The organism is Bacillus sp. NPDC094106 (assembly GCF_044764345.1).
Lineage (GTDB): Bacteria > Bacillota > Bacilli > Bacillales > Bacillaceae_G > Bacillus_A.
This window is the reverse complement of sequence record NZ_JBIWHY010000016.1, coordinates 106,758-124,865: the sequence shown is the minus strand read 5'-3', so window position 1 is coordinate 124,865 and position 18,108 is coordinate 106,758. Positions and strand designations below refer to the sequence as shown.

Sequence of the window (18,108 nt, the reverse complement as noted above, 5' to 3'; positions counted from 1 at the left end):
CATAAAAAACCTCCCTAAAATTTTATATGCAGTTCATTCATATTTTGTTAGGAAAATCCATATTTATAAACAGAAGTAAGACCGTCCCATCATTGGAACGGTCTTATTTCTCTCTTACTATTTCTTCACATCTATTAATTTAAAATGTTCACAGACGAGTAACATATCTTCAGAAAATTCATGTCCTATTTCACTTAACCTTTTTTTGAAAAATCTGGTGTGGATTTCTTTCCAGTTTTGATAACTGCCATCTCCCTCTGCAATTGCAAACTCTTCCGTTACTTCATTCATAGGTATCAAATTCACTTCTACGGTTTTAATGATTGCTACTGGTTCTCCATTACTGTCTAAAATAATACCGTAATCTTCCTTAGTTGGTAACAGTCTATTCTCCAAGTCATAAAAAATATAAGCTGAACATGTTGCTGTTTTCACCCCATCAATTACTAGTTGGGCAAGATAGTCGGGTGTATCACCAAACTGCCACTCCTTAACTGATGGCGGTGCATTCCCTCCTTTCCAATACTCTTCCCAATACATTTGTGTTGCTTTGTTCATTTTCTCTTTCACTCATTTCTTCATTATCTAATAGATTTCCATAGTCGACATTCAAATTTTATCCCACATTAGCAGGTCGGAATACTTCCACTCCCTTCAGATGATATAAGATAAACCTTCAGTAACTTTCCCTCCTATTATAAAGTGAAAAATTCTGAATTAAAAATAAATAAAACAACTTTGGCTCTAAACCAATAAAATACGATATAAATGTAAAATGAATGTAAATAGTCATAACGTATTTTATTTTTTGGTAATAAAACACATAAAAACTTATCTTTACAACAGTTATAAATATCTGATATTATTACCTGGTACTTATATAAAATATTATTCTTTCTTTTAAATAAAAGTGAGTTGTAAAATAACGATTCAAATATATAAGTATTTTTATAACCTACTATAGGAATATCACATCAACCTTATGAATCTTCATCGAGTGAAAGGAGTATCCCTTTGCAAACAAACAAGAATTCCGAAAAGAAAACAATTATATTCATTCATGGATTGGTCGGAAACCGTCGTGCCTTTAAAAAAGAATATAAACGTTTTTCTTCTTCCTACAATATAATAACGTATGACTTACTAGGACATGGTGAAGACAAAGGACAAGCAATAGAATTTTCTTTAGATCAATTAGTACAGCAGTTGTCAGATCTTTATGAAAAAGAAGGAATTAAAGAGGCTCACATTTGCGCTCTAAGCTATGGTTGTTATATTGCTACTATTTTTGCACACACATATCCTGAAAAGGTATTAAGTCTTTGCCATATTGGTGGACATTACAATAATCCATCCCTTTTATATAATGTTTTTCAAAAATTTTGGGATAAAAGAGAAAATGACTATTCCACTTGGCTTTATCAATATGCAAATACAATTTTTCCAAGCGGTATATTGAAAGCAAATCCTTTTGCGGTCATTTCAAAAAATATTTATTATCGCTTTGGGTTACAGTTACACTCATCAATTATTGTTGAATCACTCAAGCACCGTTTAGAATTCGACTTAAAATCTCGTTTAAAAGAGCTAACACATCCTATTTTATGGGTAATGGGAGAACATGATCACCTCTACAAGTCTTGTCTATTTGACTTAAAGTCTATTCTTCCAAACGTTTTATATAAAGAAATCCCATTAGCTGGACATGCAGCAAATTTATTTCGTCCTAACTATTTTCATGATTTGTATTCAAAATTTCTACTGGATGTATAAATGCAATCCAAAAAGTAAACATCCATATTTTACTTACTCTACAAATTTATAAAATAGAAAAAAGCTTTCTAGTTTCCTAGAAAGCTTTTCCTTATAATATTTAAGAATAAAATTCTCTTATTATGCTTTTGTGTAACCTGCTAGATGTTGACTCCAGTAAGAGTTATTTACTGAGCTAATTCTCACACCCGTTTTTTCAGTTTCTGCACTGATGAACTGACCATTTCCTAAATAAATACCCATATGAGTCATACCTGGACCAGAAGTACCTTTAAAGTAGACTAAATCGCCTGGTTGTGGATTGCTAGTATGCTCCTTGCTGTTCCAGTAACCAGCAACATTTTGGCGTCCACCAGAATGGCCCGCTTTATTTAATACGTAGTAAACGAAGCCACTGCAGTCAAAACCAGATGGTGTTGTACCACCATATACATATGGTGAACCATTTAGCGATTGTGCAATAGACACAATTGATGATCCATTACTAGATGGTGTTGTTGGTTTTTCTGTTTGTGTATTTTCTTGCTCATCGCCAGTAGTTGGACGAGAAGGCGTAGTTACATTTGCTGTACCACCTTTTACAAACTTCACATAGTCAGCACTTACGTAACCAGTTCTGCCATTATGGTTAATTTTATACCAGCCATTTTCTACACCAGTAACTTGTAGTGTTTGACCGTTTGTTACGCCGCCAATTACAGCGTTATATGTAGCTGGACCTGTACGTACTTTTAAAGCACCTGTATTAACAACATATGATCCACCAGTTTGAAGTGTAACATTATTGTTAGCAGCTGGTTCCTCTGTTTGGTTAGATACAGCTGTACCACCTTTTGTTACGAAGTCTTTGCTTACGTATCCAGTTTCACCATTGTAGTTAACTTTAAACCAATCTTGTACTTCACCTACAACTTGTACTGTTTTCCCTTTGCTTACAGAACCTAAAACAGTATGAGATGTGCTAGGGCCTGTACGTACGTTAAGTGAAGAAACATTTACTGTATAATTACCTGTTCCTTGTTGAACAGTAGTTCCTTGTTTTCCACCAGTTGTTACGAAGTCTCCACTTACATAACCTGTTTGACCGTTTACATTCACTTTAAACCAGCCGTTTTCTTGACCGATTACTTGTAGAACTTGTCCTTCTTTTACTTTAGAAATAATGTTATGTTCTGTGCCAGCACCTGAACGAACATTCAGCACATCAGCTGTTACTGTGTATTTTAGTTCAGAACTTGTGTCTACTGCTTTTGTTTCAGTTACATTTGTTTCAATTGTTTGGTTTTGAGTTTGTCCATTAATTTCTTTTAGCGCATCAGATGAAACTTGTGCATGAGCAGAATCCATTCCAGGAACTGCTACGCCAGCTACAGAAGCTGCTGCTAAACCTGCTAGTACTTTCTTCATAAGTTGTCTTTACTTCCTTTCCCTACTACCCTCTTTAAAAAAACGAACTTACTAATCTACAATATTACTAAAATTAAATATGTATTAAGTTCCATTTTTTGGCAAGAGTTTTATTTTTCACACGTCGTTTATTATAAACGATTGGCGTGAACTTTGTGTGAACTTCATGTGAACTTCTACTTCTAAGATAACGTTTTTATGATAAAACATTCACTATTTTTTATTACAAAATGAAAGTGAAGTCTCTATCCCCCATCTCATCACCCAAAATAAAGTAAAACTTTAACCAGTGTTTTTTCTTCATCCCACACGGTTATTAACCTTTACCAATCGGGGTTTTACGGGCAGTTGTCCCTCGCCTACCTTCTTTGCTTCCGCTCAGCTTTTGAGTGAGAGTCTTACGATCCACAAATAATGGGATAAAAAATCCACTTGCCTTATTTAATAATTTAATAGCGTCAACGCTCTCAAATAAAAAGTTCTTTTTATGCGTCACCTCTTATCATTACAAAAATCTAACTATTTATCAACTATATACTAGTCCAAAAAATCATATTTATCCTACTATCCACTAACAGTAACACTTTGATCTCAAATTAAGTATATAAATCTATTTTAATTTTTCGACATCTAAATCCCTGCTATGCAGAATAAAGAGTAACCTACACTCGTTTGCTCGTTCTATTTTTACTTCGCATGTGGCAGAAAAAGGCCCTGACCGCTTCTATGCATGGCCAGATGCTCTCTCCCACCTAAAGAGAAGGGTTTTATGTCGGTTTTTTAATTGATGTATATATAGAAAAAATGGGAGTTTCTCGTCAGATACTCCCACACTGCTTCAATTCTTAATCTTATATAGAAAAGAACTTATCTCGTTCTGGTGCAATCCAAGAGTCCATATTTTGATCACTGTCCCTCACCAAACGATTCACTAATATATCGTGCCATATATAATTTTCTAACAAATATACATGGACTGGGTCATCTGTATAGAAAGCATTCCCTTTTTGTTCTATTGAATGACCATATATCATTTCTTTTCCATCAATTGATAAGATGAACCATTTATGATCTCCAATATTATCAACATAGCTCGTTTTCCGATGGATTTCTAACCCTTGCAATGGGTTTTCGACTTGAAAAACGATACCTTTCAAACTGCATTCCTTTTCTTTTGCCTGTAAATCTACTAATAGTTTTTCATACATCGTATCCCAAATTGATAAAATAACCTTTTTTTGAGCTCTTCGAATTAATATTTTGCAAAAAGCTAATATATTTTCTTCCCCTTTTAAGGTGGTTACTCTCGGATCTGCCTCAGGTTCTTTCTTTTCAAATACTTTTAATTCTTTTTCTACATATGTATATGTCTCTTCCCATTTCTCTCTTACCGTTTCTAAAAACACATCCACAGGTAAAGGTGAATACTGCACTGCTTCATTGATCTCTTCTTTCATTACAATACCTTTTTGTTCAAGAGCATTCAATATTTCATATATACGAGCACGAGGGACTCCAGAATTTTTGCTAACTTGATAAGCGCTAGAAGCTCCTTGTTGAACTAATGAAACATAAGCCTTTGTTTCATACTGATTTAAGCCAAGCATTTGAATCTTTTGTAATAAATCTTCCATCGTAAGCCTCCCAGTTGTTTCATTCCCATTAAAATATTGACAGTAGTTATTACTTTAATAGTAACCATAAAAATAGGTGTAGTAAACATGAGAACAAAATAATTGAAATTTTCGTTTACATACAACAAATAAATAGGTACTATCTTAGTAGTGACTATTTTTATAGGATGGGGGAAATACATATGGAGGACATCAATCTCTATACAATGCTTTTTTTAATTGTGGCAGGTTTTTTAGCTGCATTTATCGATTCCGTAGTGGGTGGTGGTGGATTAATTTCTATACCTGCTTTGTTATTCACCGGACTTCCACCCTCAACAGCTATTGCAACAAACAAACTAGCAAGCTCAATGGGGGCACTTATGAGTACTATTTCATTTATTCGGTCTGGAAATGTCAATTTCAAATTAGTCTCTAAGTTATTTCCGTTAACTTTTATCGGCTCTATACTTGGTGCTTTTGTAGTTAAACATATTTCATCTGAAATACTAAAACCGTTAGTACTAGTACTATTAATCGCTGTTGCTATTTACACGATCATGAAAAAAGATTGGGGAAAAGATGCAACATATAGCGGGATGACTGTAAAAAAGAGCATTATCTTTTCTGTTGTTATTTTCATTATTGGATTTTATGATGGCTTTTTCGGTGCAGGAACAGGATCATTTTTGTTATTTACATTTTTGATCATTGGATTTGATTTTATTCAATCAGCAGGAAATGCAAAGATTTTAAATTTTAGTAGCAACATCGCTGCACTTATCATTTTTCTCTATTTAGATGCTGTCAATTTTGCATATGGACTTCCGATGGGAGTGGCGATGATTCTCGGAGCTCTCGTAGGATCAAATTTCGCTATAAAAAAAGGAGTCTCTTACGTACGAGTTTTATTTATCCTTGTAACGCTGCTTCTCATTGGAAAAAATATTGGGGATTATTTCGGGATTTTCTAATATAAAATGGAATATATAACCTAAACATGCTAAAATAACCACTGTACATCGAAATACTATATATACATCAATTAAAAAACCGACATAAAACCCATCTTTTTAGGTGGGAGAGAACATCTGACCATGCATAGAAGCAATCAGGGCCTATGCGAAGTAAAAACAGAAAGAGCAAACGAGTGTAGGTTACTTTTTCTTCTGCATCGTAGGGATGTAGAAGAAAAATGAAAATGGATTTATATAGGAGGTATTTTTTATTTATGGAGCACATTATTGATAATCGTTCCAAACACCATATTGAAATTTACTACGCATGTATACGCCTACTGTCATTATTAACGTTCAAAAAAGTTCCCGTTATCGAACGAAAAATGAACAGCCTAAAAAATACTATTAATAAGCAACTAGATTATATAGATCCAAAAAACCCTTACAAATTATAAACATAATATAGGCAAAACAAAAAAGGATTACCAATTTAGGCAATCCTTTTTCATTTCCTTATTTATAAATTTTCACACGAGTTTCTAATGGTTGGAATTCTTTTTCTCCTGCCGACGCTACCGGTTTACCAAATGGCATTTGAGCGATTAATTTCCAAGTGTCTGGAATATCCCATTCTTTTTTCACTTCGTCATCAATTAATGGATTATAGTGCTGCAACGTTGCACCAAACCCTTCGATTTCTAATGCTGTCCAAATCGCAAATTGTAACATTCCCGATGATTGCTGCGACCATGTTGGGAAATTAATTATTTCTTTTCCTACTTAACAATCTGGAATCCATAAGACATTAGTTTATTGGTTTCTGTGAAACGTTTCGTTTGACTTTTCGTTCCCATAACAACCGTGATAAGTCGTTTATCTCCTTGTTTCGCAGTCCCTGTAAAACAATATCCAGCACTATCAGTAAAGCCAGTTTTCAGTCCGTCCATTCCTTCTATATAAAGATCTTTATTCGTTGCATTCAACATTTCATTTGTACTTGTAACAACTGTATTTTTAAATGCTAACTGACTCTGAGGTAAATGTGTTACTTCTAATACTTCTGGGTACTCTTTAATAAGATGGTATGCCAATTTTGCTACGTCAACTGCTGGCATCTTTGTTTCACTTCCATCGGGCTCTTGCAAACCAGAAGCATTTGCAAACTTGGTATTATCTGAGAGTTCCAATTCCTTCGCCTTTTGATTCATAAGTTGAACGAAATTTTGCTCCGTCTTTGCCACATGTTCAGCCAAAGCAACTGCCGAATTATTAGCTGATTGAATCATTAAAGCGTGGAATAAGTCTTTCACCGTTAATGTATCATTCATTTGCACCGGAATTCTAGCACCTTCTGTTTGTGCTGATTTTGCACTTATTTTCACCGGATCTTCCCAATGGACTTTTCCTGTATGTATATTTTCTAAAAGAAGATATGCTGTCATCATTTTCGACATACTTGCCGGGGCAAAGGTTTCAGTCTCATTGTTTTTATAAATAACTTCTCCATCACTTGCATCAATAATCATCGCTGCTTTTGCTTCTACTACTGGTACATACTTTTCTGGAATTACCTTTTCAGATAGCCCTGTCTTTGGTAACTCTGCTACTTGTAGAGAGGAACCATCTATTATCATTTTTTCCTTTGCTTTTACAACATTGGTATCTTCCTTCTCTAGACTCCCATGAAAAAAGAACCAACATATACCCAAAATAATAGCACATAGTATGGTTACTCTTCCCCACTTTAACCTTTTCATCACTAAAACTCCTTTTAATCTACCTATTATAATTTCAAATTTAACCATAACAACAATATCTTTACATCGTCAAGCTCAAATAAGAAACGAACCCTCTACTAAAACTGTTATTTCAAGGTTACTTGTTAATCATATGGTATACTACAAAGAATATTAAATAATTGAAATTTTCTAACGGAAGCATTCTATATATACATCAATTAAAAAACCGACATAAAACCCCTCTTTTTAGGTGGGAGAGAGAACCTGGCCATGCATAGAAACGGTCAGTTCCTTTTCCTGCCCCATGCCAAGTGAAAACAAAGAGAGAAAACGAGTGTAGATCATCTTTTGTTCTTCATAGCCGTGACTTATATGTTGGAAAATCAAAATGGATATATATAGTATGTAAGAAAGGATCGAGACAATGATACTACTTAATAACTTACAAAAAGGAGATACTATCGGCATTTGCTCCCCCTATTTTATTGAAAAGAAATGAAATCACATGCTTAATATAAGGGAAATTATCATCTTTTTAATAAAGGGTGACGACTCCCTTATATTGTTTTACTCCACGAGGCATGATACTATATATTTTGGAATATGAAGAGATGAACAAAATACACTTTACAAATCTCAAAAAACAAGATTTCAACACATATTCTATACACTAGGAAAATATGAATTAAATACATTCATTTTAGATTAATGTATTTAGATGTAAAAGAGAGTGAATATATGAAACCAACCATTAAAAATTATGTATTTTTACATGTAGCTTTCTTGCTATATTCTATCATCATGGTTTACATGAAATGGACGGCTAAATTTCCAATCGCATCCATCGAATTTTTCGCTGCTTACTTTGGACTCGTTGTATGTTTATTTGCCTATGCGATTCTTTGGCAACAAGTAATTAAACATTTCGAAATATCCAAAGCATATTCACACCGAGGTATTCTTATACTATGGTCAATGCTATGGTCTGTCCTCCTTTTTGGCGATACGATAAAATGGAACAATATACTTGGTGCAGCAATCATTATGATTGGGATTGTGGTGGTGACAAAAGATGAATAAATACGTATTATTATATATTTTTGGTATTATTTTAGCTAATTACTCGCAAATTTTACTCAAAAAAGCAACGTTACAACAATATGATTCAAAATTAAGGGAATATGTAAATCAATATGTTATTATTGGATATTCTTTATTTGTCATTAACGCTGGCCTAAACGTTATTGCTCTAAAAGGTGTTCCATTAAAGCAAGCACCTGTATTGGAATCTCTTAGCTATCTTATTATCTTGGTATTCGGCTGGTATTTCTTAGGAGAAAAAATCACAAAAAGAAAAGTTATCGGTAACATTATTATTATTATTGGCGTTATCGTTTTCTCCATACAATAACAAATAGATCAAATAGACACCTTATTGCCATTTCTTCAAATTAAAGAGGCTGTCCCAAAAGTTTCACTTTTGGGACAGCCTCTTCATGCACTATGCTCAATCCCCTTACCTTTCCCCTTCTTTTTATTTCCTTCTATATTTTTCACTTTCTTAACCATTCCAACCAAACCTGTCGGGAAACCTAATAACACTATAATATATAGTAACCCAAGGAAGATTGTCCATCGTTCAAAGATGGGATATTGCGCCACAAGTTCTGATAAATAATACTTTAGGGACTCAATAATCCCTGCGCCAGCGATCGCTCCAACTAATGTACCCACTCCCCCGATCATTGTCATTAATAAAGCATTCAAAGTCATTTCAATTGAAAAAACAGTTGTATTTACAAAGCGTAATGTGATAACAAATAAACCGCCACTAAGCGCTGCTACTATTCCAGCCACTACACTCGCAATAATTTTATAGTGGAGAATTTTATATCCAAGCGCTTCTACACGTTGCTCATTTTGTGAAATCGCCTTCAACACTTTGCCAATAGAAGATTGTGTAAATAAGCGGAGCAATAGAAAAATTACGATGAGACATATGAGTGTAATATAATAAAATGTGAAACGGTCACGAAACATTTCTGGCACACGGAATGTAAAACCATCCCCCCCATGTGTGACAGCTCGCCATTTTTCAGCAAGTACGAAGAATAGTTGTGAGATGGCAAGTGTTAGCATTGCGTAAAAATGACTTTTTAATCGTAAAGAAAGCATACCGATTATATAACTAAGTATTGCTGATATTATAACTGCTATCGCAATACCAATTAAAAAGCTTGCTATAGAAACCTCATGTCGATCTAATAAGAGTGCAACACAATAAGCACCTATTCCAAAAAACATACAATGACCGAATGATACTATTCCTGTATACCCAAGCAGAATATCAAAACTCATTGCAAATATTGCAAAGATGAAAATTTGTGTGAACAAAATGAGTAAGCTCCGTGAATCATTCACGAAAGGGAATACACTTAAACAAATCAATGCAGCTATTCCAAAATATAGCCCGGCCCTATTAAATGTGATGTTCACCATTTCACCCCTTCTCACCAACAAGTCCCGTTGGTTTAACTATCAAGAAGAATAACAACATTAACATATTTATTGCGAGTGATAAATCAGGTATATAGTAAGCTGTAAAAGCTCCGGCCAAACCAACAATTAAAGATGCAATGGCCGAACCCTGTACGCTGCCCAATCCTCCAATAATGACAACAATAAAAGCTAAAATAGCATACTGCATCCCCATTTCAGCGAAAATAACTCCTGAATATGGTGCAAGAAGAAATCCGCCTAACGCCGCCATTCCAGCTCCTAATAAAAAGACAAATGAAAATATAGCTTTTACGTTAATGCCAAGAGCTTGAACCATCTCCTTATCTATTACCCCCGCGCGAATCATAAGTCCAATTTTTGTTTTACGCAGTAACAACATCAAACTAATATAGATCAGTACTCCAATAACAATAACAAATAAGCGATACTTTATTAATATAATCCCGTCAAATGTAAAGCTCCCTTGTAACCATGATGGTAATTTAGCACTAATAGGATTCGGGCCCCAAAATACTTTTATACATTCACTAAGTACGAGCATTCCACCAAGTGTGACAAGAAGCTGCCGAACATGATTTCCATAGACAGGCCGAATAAGAAACCTTTCTAATACGAAGCCAAGAAACATCCCCATCAAAATTGCCCCTATTAATGCAAGTACATAGCTACCTGTCATATTAAATAGCCATACACCCGTAAAAGCCCCCCATGCAAACAATCCACCATGAGCAAAATTGAGGACACTCATTAAACCAAAAATAAGTGAAAGTCCAGATGCTAGCAAGAAAATAAGCATACCTGTTGAGACGCCGTTTACAAACAAATTAACTAGCACATCCACGTTCCATGCCCCCTCCATATCACCTTTAAGAAATCCCTAAATATTTATGACATGTTTCCTTATCTTCTTTCAGTTCATTCATCGGACCGTTATGCACAATTCTCCCATTATCCATAATGTAAAAATAATCCCCTATCTGGCTTGCCATCATAAAATTTTGTTCCACAAGCAAAACAGTTGTTTTCTCTTTCATTTTCAAAATAGCGAACATTAACTTTTCAATCATAATCGGCGATAATCCTTTACTTGGCTCATCAATAAGCAACAATCCATCACTATTAATGAACGCTCTTGAAATCGCCAACATTTGCTTTTGTCCTCCGCTCAAAAAGCCACTCTTTTTTTTCCAATATTGTTTTAAGTCCGGAAATAAATCGAGCATCCATTCTATCTTTTCAGCAGTTTCTATTCCTTTCTTTGTCCCTGCGAGAGCAAATGTTTCTTCTACCGTTAAATCATGAAAGATCCCTTGATTCTCTGGTACATATCCCATTCCTTTTCGCGAAATCAAATGAGTGGATAAACCATTTACTTTCTCATCGCAATAATAGATCTCTCCATGAGAAATCCGATAAAATCCCATAATAGAACGTAAAGTTGTTGTTTTTCCGGCCCCGTTTCTTCCAAACAATACCGTTATTGTTCCTTTTTCAACACCTAAAGAAACACCTTGTAAAATATGAAACTGATCTAAATACGTTTCTATATTATCCACTTTTAATAGTGTCACCGTATAATCCTCCTAAATATGCTGTTTGTACGCGCTCGTCCTTCATAATCTCCTCTGGCAATCCTTCTGCTAATAACTCTCCATGAAATAATACAATTAGATGATCGGATAAATGCAGTACCATATCCATTTTGTGTTCAATAAGTACAATCGTATTCTCACGATTTTTCTTTATATTCTCTATTACTTGTAGAATAGCTGGAACTTCCTCAACAGAAATACCCGCTGTCGGTTCATCAAGTAACAATACATCTGTCTTCAGCGCTAACAACATAGCAAGTTCTAATTTTCGTTTTTCTCCGTGTGCTAAATCTTTCGCTAGCACTTCTTCTTTTTCATGAAGTAATACTGTCTTCAAAAGTCGCCTTGCCTCTCCCATCTGTTGTTTCAATCGAGAGGATTTTGGAAAAAAACTATAATAATCTTGAACAAACGACTGTACACTTAAGCGGACATTTTCAATCACGGTTAATTCTGGGAAGATATTTGTAAGTTGAAAAGAACGCCCAATTCCAAGACGTGTTCGCTCTGGAATCGATAACTTTGTAATATCACGCTCTTTAAAATAAATCTCCCCTTTCGTCGGAGAAACTTGTCCACTTAACAAGTTAAAGAGAGTTGTCTTTCCTGCCCCATTCGGCCCAATAATCGAAATAAGTTTGCCTTTTGGTATCGTCAAATTTACATCTTTAATGACATGATGTTCTCCAAATGAGACACACAGATTTCTAGTCTCTAACAAATTCTTCATGCTCTACCTCCCCATAAAGTGAAACCTCTATTAGTAGAGGCTTTCTTGATCCCCCTACTAATTTCACCAATCTGGCTTTTACACGCGCAATTATCCCCCACCTATACTTGCTTCTCTCTGAATCTTAAGGTGGGGGACTTACTGCCGTTAATACGGGATAAAACTTATTATTTTTAAAATATTCAGTCTATTTACTTTGAATTGGTGGCTCCGTTTCTTTCATTGTCAGTTCACGTTCTAAAACAGGTACTGGATAATCAACACCATCTTGTTTCTGCAACGTTATCGAATACAGCGTTTGCAATGCTTGGTGATCTTTCTCCCGAAACTTCATTTTACCTTTTGGTGTTTCAAATTCCATTCCTTCCATTTTCTTAATGAGCGTATCAACATCTGTATCTCCTTTCGTTTTCTTTAACCCCTCAACGATGGAGATTGCCGCAGACATTCCTCCAGCTGTAAATAAGTCTGGAACGTTTCCATTAAAACGCTTTTTATGTTCTTCTATTAACCAATCGTTCACTTTATTTTTCGGAAGCGTATGATAATATACCGAAAACCCTTGCATCCCTACTAGCGCATCCATTGTTTTTAATGCTGGTATATCCGGTGCCCCTGTTGAAATCTTAATTCCTTGTCCTTCCACGTTCATATCTTTTAATTGCTTCCACGGTGAGTTTGCACCCGCCCAAACAATAAATAAATAATCCGGTTTTGAACTAATGATATTTTGAATATTTGCGGTAAAATCAGTAGAATTTGTATCAGCATATTGTTCGTTTACAATATTCGCACCTAGTTTTTGCGCTCCAGCTTTAAATGCAGCAATTCCTTCACGCCCAAAGGCGTTGTCTGGAGCAAATGTAGCAATCTTTACATCTTTCTTAGCAATTGATGCAGCACCAGCAATTGCATCTTGAGATGAATTTCTTCCTGTTCTAAAAATGTATTTATTCCAGTTCTTACCTGTAATACTATCTGCAACCGCTGGTTCAACGACCATTATTTTTTCATACTCTTCGGCTAATGGTAATACTGCTAATGTATCACTTGAACTCGAAGATCCAACGAGAAAGTCAACCTTATCTTCTTCTAATAGTTTCGTAGCTTTTTTAACCGCTACATCCGCTTTCGTTTCTGTATCTTCTACAACAAACTTAATCTTCTTCCCTTCCACCTTCCCTGTTCCACCTGTTGCGTAATCGAGCCCCAGCTCAAATCCATTTACAGTTTGTTTCCCATACGATTCTAGCGGACCTGTTAACGAAGCAAGTACACCTACCTTAATCGTTTTCTCATCGTCTGTACTTGCCTTCTTTCCTGAGCAACCTGCTGTTATCAACAATGAACCAAGAATGCATCCCGTAAACATCATTTTTAGCCACTTACGTTTTTTCCCTGACATTGTGATCCTCCCCATACTTTACTTTCTGATAGAATCAAATACGCCATAGTAAACCATCCGTAATCATGACTTTTCACTTTTAACAATTTAAACCTTGCTGTCAATAGAAATTTCTCGAAGTACCTCTACATTCGCCAGACATTTCCAAATCCCTTCCGATATTTTCGTAAATATTCACACAATTATACAAAAAAATTTATTAATCCCCCTACTAAAAAACTAACTCCCAAAAGGAGCTAGTCTTTTCAACCAAACGTACTTTACACTATTTAGAGTTTTTACATAAAGAGTCTGCTATTACCCGATAAACAGCATACATTTCGTAGTACTTACGCATCTATACTTTTTTTAAAAATTTCCCAGAAAATTCTTTATACTTAAACAGATGAATTTTCCAACTTTTCTAGCTCTTCCTTTAATTTCTTCTTATCTAAACCTTCACCAATCATCACAAGATTTGTAGGAAATCCAAAGTCCTGTTCCAATAAAGTTGGTACACCAAATGAGTATTGTAATAAATGCGGATATTTATCCCCATTAAATTTTACAAACCCTTTTACACGATAAATCTCCTGTGGTAAATTTGAAAGCCATTCATATAATTGATCTTGATCAATTGATTTTGTAAATTGATATGTCATCGTTTGTATATGTAAATGCTGTTTCACATGTAATGTTTCATGTTCTTCCTTACCTCCTAATTTCACTTCTTCTATATCTTCTAAAGATATATTACAATACTGTGTTTCATACAATTTCGCCTGCTTATTTATCGCTGCTACTTCTTCTAAAATGCTTTTCTTCTCTTCCGCTGTTAATAAGTCCGATTTATTAATGAGAATATGACTTCCGTATTTGATTTGCTCATTTAGGAGTTGCTGAATACTTTTACTTAATACGTCACGATTTAACCATCTCATTGCATCTAATACAACAATAATTGACTTCACTTCAATATACGGTGCTAAAATAGGTGATAGACATGCATCTAATACTTCGATTGGATGAGCAACTCCAGTTGTTTCTATATAAATTACATCTGGTCTTTCTTGTTGGTATAAAGAGTGTAACTGAATCTCAAGTTCATCTTTTAACGTACAACAAATACAACCTTTTAAAAGTTCTCTTAAAATGTTTTCTTTCCCTATAATATCTGTATCTACCGAGTATTCTCCTATTTCATTCATTAAAACAGCAACTTTTCGACTTTTCTTCTTTTCCGCTAATAATAAATTTTGTAACAGTGTTGATTTTCCGCTTCCTAAAAAACCACCTAATATATGAATTTCTACTTTACTCATATGACTGACCATCCATTTCTGTGCTTTTCATATAATTTAAAGCGTAATTATTACGATTTATATTTATTATTTTATTAAAATCAATGCCATTTGTAAACAAAACTCTCTAACTCTGTTGTAACCATTTAAATATGTTTACTGATTCACTGCATAAGCAACTCAGGTTCCTGATTCAATTGCTCCTCGTATCCATCCCGTATGTTCTCCCGCAAAATGTATTCCCCCACTCTCTTGCCCTAGTTCAAACGCGGTAAATCCTCCGCAAGGGTATGGATTTTGACTTCAGCTAAAAGATGCCTATGTTTCGTTCCTTCCGATTCACAACTATATAAGCGGATATATTTTGAAATACTTGAATATCTTTTATGAAATGCAATAAACTAGGTTAGAGTCTATAGAAGTAAGACCTATTTTTTTCTTACATATAAAAATTACTGAAATAGCGAGGTAATGTCATATGAAAAAAGGTATTAACCGTGTCGTATTAGTAGGAACTGGAGCAGTAGGCTGTAGCTACGCTTACTGTATGATTAACCAAGGTGTTGCTGAAGAATTTGTATTAGTTGATGTAAACGAGGCAAAAGCAGAAGGAGAAGCAATGGACTTAAGCCATGCGGTTCCCTTTGCTCCAGCGCCAACAAGAGTTTGGAAAGGCAGCTATGAAGATTGTAAAGAAGCTGATCTTGTAGTCATCACTGCTGGATTACCACAAAAACCAGGTGAAACACGTTTAGACTTAGTTGAGAAAAACGCTAAAATCTTTAAACAAATCGTTCGTAGTATTATGGATAGCGGATTTGATGGTATCTTCTTGATTGCTACAAATCCTGTAGATATTTTAACTTATGTAACTTGGAAAGAATCTGGCTTACCAAAAGAACGCGTAATTGGTTCTGGTACAACTTTAGATTCTGCTCGTTTCCGATATATGCTAGGAGAATATTTCAATATTGATTCTCACAATATTCATGCTTACATCATCGGCGAGCATGGTGATACAGAGCTTCCTGTTTGGAGTCACGTATCAATTGGAATTCAAAAACTACAAACAATTCTTGAAAAAGATAATGAGCATAATCAAAAAGACTTAGATGAAATCTTTGTAAACGTTCGTGATGCTGCTTATCACATTATTGAACGAAAAGGTGCAACATACTACGGCATTGGTATGTCCCTTTTACGTGTGACAAAAGCAATCTTAAATGACGAAAACAGCGTATTAACTGTATCCGCATATCTTGAAGGTCAATATGGACAACAAGATGTTTATATTGGCGTTCCCGCAGTCCTGAATCGTCAAGGCGTTCGTGAAATTGTAGAAATTGAATTAAGTGCAGAAGAAGAATTAAAATTTGATCATTCTGTTCAAGTACTGAAAAAAACAATGGCTCCCGTACTATAAGATACATGCTAATTATCGCTCCACAAAAAAAGCAATCCAAAATAATTGGATTGCTTTTTGCATAATTCAAAAACCTCATTCAGTATTTACTGCGGGTTTCTCTCCATCGTGTACCTCAAGCACATCAAGTAAAAAGATAAAGATTGGAATCCCAATAATAAGGCCCCATATTCCTAAGAAGTGCTCCGCAAAGATAAGAACCATAAATGTATAAAAGAGTGGTAAATTTGTTTTTGCAGACATGAATTTTGGATTTAAAAAATAACTTTCAATTGCATGAATCACCGCAATAAGAATTAATATATATACGACATATGCAATCCCACCAATGTTATACGCTATGATACAAAGTGGAATTAGTGAAATAATAACACCTGCAACCGGAATTAAACCAAGTAAGAATATCATAACTGCTAATACAAGTAGCTGCGGGAATCCTAAAAATACAAGTGCAATGACAGAGAGAATACAGTTTACAACTGCAATTAAAAATTGTGCCTCAATGACTTTGCCAAATGAACGGGCAAACTTCTGGCCAAAGTATGCAATTTCCTCATAAAAAATACGAAGTTTACTCTCCTTAAATTTAGAAGTAAAAGCGATAATGCGATCTTTTTCTAATAAGAAAAATAAGCTTAAAATAAGAGAAAGGAAAATTTGCAAACCTACTTTTCCAATATTCGCTAATGATTGATAAATCACATCTACCCCTTGTTCAATATACTTTGATACTTCCATCTGATTAATTGCAAAAAGCATATATCGTATCATTTCATTATCAGGCGGATGTTTAAAAAATAATTTAAACTGGTAAATCAATTGTGAGATTTGTATCGTTAATACAGGTAAATATTTATATAATGTAGTGACAATAAACGCCACTAAAACTATGTATAAGAAGGCGATAATCGCTTTCCTGTTTATCCGCACAAATCGATTAAGCTTTTCAGAAATAAATCTTTGAAAACGATCCATTAAGAACGTAAGAATAAAAGTGACCAATATTAAATTGATCATACTTTTTAGCCCGTATAATATAAGGGCTAAAATTACTAGTACAAGGAGCCGCTGAAACCCCCTACTTTGAAAGAAATTTTTCACTTGGATCATTAATCTTTAATTCCCCCTTTACTAGATGAAAATTCAATATCTTCAAGAAATGCTGTCCGTTTATTAATTACTATGTTAGGACATTTTATGAACTCCTAAAGACAATCTTTCTCACTAATTTGAAAGAGTCCTCTTTTTTCTTTTTAATTATCATATTTTTTTATTCCATTTCAAAGAGTAAAACTATATTAGTATGTACATCATGCCACGCAATCTTAATCTCGCTTTTAAATTACTACTGCTATACATAGCCTATTCAAAATGTAGGATCAAATAATCCCCCACCTTCCTTCTTTGCTTTCACTGGACTTTGAGGTGAGGGGTATTACTGCTCGTAAATAGCGGGATAAACGTATTTTCATGACTACTATTTTGTTTCCTTATTTCCGCTTCATCCGCTTCGCTAATAACTCCTTTACTTGATTATACGTTAACCCAGAATTTTTATTTAAACGTTTCACTTCATCAATGTCGGTACCTACAACTGTATATTTCTTCTCTTTATTCATAGTTACACATCCTTTTATAAATTCTCATTGAATCGAGCACATATTATT

17 protein-coding genes and 1 pseudogene are annotated in these 18,108 nt (G+C 34.5%); 5 read left to right on the top strand and 13 right to left on the bottom strand.

The annotated features are described in order from the left end of the window. Nucleotides 1-117 precede the first annotated feature (117 nt). Complete coding sequence (locus tag ACIQ7L_RS21355; protein ID WP_400571441.1) at nucleotides 118-558, bottom strand: ASCH domain-containing protein; 441 nt, start codon at nucleotides 556-558, stop codon at nucleotides 118-120. A 456-nt stretch (nucleotides 559-1,014) separates the two neighbouring features. On the opposite strand from ACIQ7L_RS21355, the gene ACIQ7L_RS21350 reads away from it, so the two are divergent. Further along, on the top strand, nucleotides 1,015-1,773 hold the full coding sequence (locus tag ACIQ7L_RS21350; RefSeq protein WP_097899061.1) for an alpha/beta fold hydrolase: 759 nt from the start codon (nucleotides 1,015-1,017) through the stop codon (nucleotides 1,771-1,773). Between the two features lie 120 nt (nucleotides 1,774-1,893). Here ACIQ7L_RS21350 and entFM read toward each other — a convergent pair whose 3' ends face one another. Both entFM and ACIQ7L_RS21340 read right to left on the bottom strand, forming a co-directional pair. Then, complete coding sequence (gene entFM / locus ACIQ7L_RS21345) at nucleotides 1,894-3,180, bottom strand: enterotoxin EntFM (protein ID WP_400571439.1); 1,287 nt, start codon at nucleotides 3,178-3,180, stop codon at nucleotides 1,894-1,896. Nucleotides 3,181-4,031: 851 nt separating this feature from the next. Beyond that, nucleotides 4,032-4,814, bottom strand: a complete 783-nt coding sequence (locus ACIQ7L_RS21340) for a TrmB family transcriptional regulator (RefSeq protein ID WP_400571437.1) — start codon at nucleotides 4,812-4,814, stop codon at nucleotides 4,032-4,034. A 182-nt stretch (nucleotides 4,815-4,996) separates the two neighbouring features. Here ACIQ7L_RS21340 and ACIQ7L_RS21335 point away from each other — a divergent pair, with 182 nt between their 5' ends. Then, nucleotides 4,997-5,767, top strand: a complete 771-nt coding sequence (locus ACIQ7L_RS21335) for a TSUP family transporter (protein WP_400571435.1) — start codon at nucleotides 4,997-4,999, stop codon at nucleotides 5,765-5,767. A 498-nt stretch (nucleotides 5,768-6,265) separates the two neighbouring features. Here ACIQ7L_RS21335 and ACIQ7L_RS21330 read toward each other — a convergent pair. Further along, nucleotides 6,266-6,514 (bottom strand): annotated as a pseudogene (locus ACIQ7L_RS21330) (nitroreductase family protein); the annotation flags it as partial. 14 nt (nucleotides 6,515-6,528) lie between these two features. After that, nucleotides 6,529-7,509: a D-alanyl-D-alanine carboxypeptidase family protein gene (locus ACIQ7L_RS21325; protein ID WP_400571434.1), complete on the bottom strand. Its 981-nt coding sequence runs from the start codon at nucleotides 7,507-7,509 to the stop codon at nucleotides 6,529-6,531. 720 nt (nucleotides 7,510-8,229) lie between these two features. On the opposite strand from ACIQ7L_RS21325, the gene ACIQ7L_RS21320 reads away from it, so the two are divergent. Both ACIQ7L_RS21320 and ACIQ7L_RS21315 read left to right on the top strand, forming a co-directional pair. Further along, entirely contained in the window at nucleotides 8,230-8,571 is a 342-nt protein-coding gene (locus ACIQ7L_RS21320) for an EamA family transporter (RefSeq protein ID WP_400571432.1), read from the top strand. After that, nucleotides 8,564-8,902 carry an EamA family transporter gene (locus tag ACIQ7L_RS21315; protein ID WP_400571430.1) on the top strand — a complete coding sequence of 113 codons (339 nt, stop codon included), beginning with the start codon at nucleotides 8,564-8,566 and terminating at the stop codon, nucleotides 8,900-8,902. Before ACIQ7L_RS21320 ends, ACIQ7L_RS21315 begins: the two co-directional genes overlap by 8 nt. 83 nt (nucleotides 8,903-8,985) lie before the next feature. Here the strand turns inward: ACIQ7L_RS21315 and ACIQ7L_RS21310 are convergent, their stop codons facing one another. The 6 genes from ACIQ7L_RS21310 to ACIQ7L_RS21285 all read right to left on the bottom strand — a co-directional run bounded on the left by ACIQ7L_RS21310 (nucleotide 8,986) and on the right by ACIQ7L_RS21285 (nucleotide 15,039). Then, on the bottom strand, nucleotides 8,986-9,990 hold the full coding sequence (locus tag ACIQ7L_RS21310; protein WP_400571429.1) for a branched-chain amino acid ABC transporter permease: 1,005 nt from the start codon (nucleotides 9,988-9,990) through the stop codon (nucleotides 8,986-8,988). Between the two features lies 1 nt (nucleotide 9,991). Next, the gene (locus ACIQ7L_RS21305; RefSeq protein ID WP_400571427.1) at nucleotides 9,992-10,852 is read right to left on the bottom strand and encodes a branched-chain amino acid ABC transporter permease; all 861 of its coding nucleotides are present in this window, start codon (nucleotides 10,850-10,852) and stop codon (nucleotides 9,992-9,994) included. Between the two features lie 25 nt (nucleotides 10,853-10,877). Continuing rightward, nucleotides 10,878-11,582 (bottom strand): branched-chain amino acid ABC transporter ATP-binding protein, encoded by a 705-nt coding sequence (locus ACIQ7L_RS21300; RefSeq protein WP_400571425.1) that lies wholly within the window; start codon nucleotides 11,580-11,582, stop codon nucleotides 10,878-10,880. After that, on the bottom strand, nucleotides 11,560-12,333 hold the full coding sequence (locus ACIQ7L_RS21295; protein WP_400571423.1) for an ABC transporter ATP-binding protein: 774 nt from the start codon (nucleotides 12,331-12,333) through the stop codon (nucleotides 11,560-11,562). Before ACIQ7L_RS21295 ends, ACIQ7L_RS21300 begins: the two co-directional genes overlap by 23 nt. Nucleotides 12,334-12,520: 187 nt before the next feature. After that, a complete protein-coding gene (locus tag ACIQ7L_RS21290; RefSeq protein ID WP_400571421.1) occupies nucleotides 12,521-13,738 on the bottom strand; it encodes a substrate-binding domain-containing protein in 1,218 nt (405 codons plus the stop codon). Between the two features lie 377 nt (nucleotides 13,739-14,115). Then, on the bottom strand, nucleotides 14,116-15,039 hold the full coding sequence (locus ACIQ7L_RS21285; protein ID WP_400571419.1) for a CobW family GTP-binding protein: 924 nt from the start codon (nucleotides 15,037-15,039) through the stop codon (nucleotides 14,116-14,118). Between the two features lie 457 nt (nucleotides 15,040-15,496). On the opposite strand from ACIQ7L_RS21285, the gene ACIQ7L_RS21280 reads away from it, so the two are divergent. Next, a complete protein-coding gene (locus ACIQ7L_RS21280) occupies nucleotides 15,497-16,441 on the top strand; it encodes an L-lactate dehydrogenase (protein ID WP_400571417.1) in 945 nt (314 codons plus the stop codon). A 75-nt stretch (nucleotides 16,442-16,516) separates the two neighbouring features. Here the strand turns inward: ACIQ7L_RS21280 and ACIQ7L_RS21275 are convergent, their stop codons facing one another. Both ACIQ7L_RS21275 and ACIQ7L_RS21270 read right to left on the bottom strand, forming a co-directional pair. Then, nucleotides 16,517-17,551, bottom strand: a complete 1,035-nt coding sequence (locus tag ACIQ7L_RS21275; RefSeq protein ID WP_400571415.1) for an AI-2E family transporter — start codon at nucleotides 17,549-17,551, stop codon at nucleotides 16,517-16,519. Between the two features lie 380 nt (nucleotides 17,552-17,931). Further along, a complete protein-coding gene (locus tag ACIQ7L_RS21270) occupies nucleotides 17,932-18,060 on the bottom strand; it encodes a hypothetical protein (protein ID WP_003196938.1) in 129 nt (42 codons plus the stop codon). Nucleotides 18,061-18,108 lie beyond the last annotated feature (48 nt).

Coding starts and splice junctions, on each gene's coding strand:
- ACIQ7L_RS21355 (WP_400571441.1), bottom strand. CDS start 558: ATGAACAAAGCAACACAAATGTATTGGGAAGAGTATTGGAAAGGAGGG.
- entFM (WP_400571439.1), bottom strand. CDS start 3,180: ATGAAGAAAGTACTAGCAGGTTTAGCAGCAGCTTCTGTAGCTGGCGTA.
- ACIQ7L_RS21340 (WP_400571437.1), bottom strand. CDS start 4,814: ATGGAAGATTTATTACAAAAGATTCAAATGCTTGGCTTAAATCAGTAT.
- ACIQ7L_RS21335 (WP_400571435.1), top strand. CDS start 4,997: ATGGAGGACATCAATCTCTATACAATGCTTTTTTTAATTGTGGCAGGT.
- ACIQ7L_RS21325 (WP_400571434.1), bottom strand. CDS start 7,509: ATGAAAAGGTTAAAGTGGGGAAGAGTAACCATACTATGTGCTATTATT.
- ACIQ7L_RS21320 (WP_400571432.1), top strand. CDS start 8,230: ATGAAACCAACCATTAAAAATTATGTATTTTTACATGTAGCTTTCTTG.
- ACIQ7L_RS21315 (WP_400571430.1), top strand. CDS start 8,564: ATGAATAAATACGTATTATTATATATTTTTGGTATTATTTTAGCTAAT.
- ACIQ7L_RS21310 (WP_400571429.1), bottom strand. CDS start 9,990: ATGGTGAACATCACATTTAATAGGGCCGGGCTATATTTTGGAATAGCT.
- ACIQ7L_RS21295 (WP_400571423.1), bottom strand. CDS start 12,333: ATGAAGAATTTGTTAGAGACTAGAAATCTGTGTGTCTCATTTGGAGAA.
- ACIQ7L_RS21290 (WP_400571421.1), bottom strand. CDS start 13,738: ATGTCAGGGAAAAAACGTAAGTGGCTAAAAATGATGTTTACGGGATGC.
- ACIQ7L_RS21285 (WP_400571419.1), bottom strand. CDS start 15,039: ATGAGTAAAGTAGAAATTCATATATTAGGTGGTTTTTTAGGAAGCGGA.
- ACIQ7L_RS21280 (WP_400571417.1), top strand. CDS start 15,497: ATGAAAAAAGGTATTAACCGTGTCGTATTAGTAGGAACTGGAGCAGTA.
- ACIQ7L_RS21275 (WP_400571415.1), bottom strand. CDS start 17,551: ATGATCCAAGTGAAAAATTTCTTTCAAAGTAGGGGGTTTCAGCGGCTC.
- ACIQ7L_RS21270 (WP_003196938.1), bottom strand. CDS start 18,060: ATGAATAAAGAGAAGAAATATACAGTTGTAGGTACCGACATTGATGAA.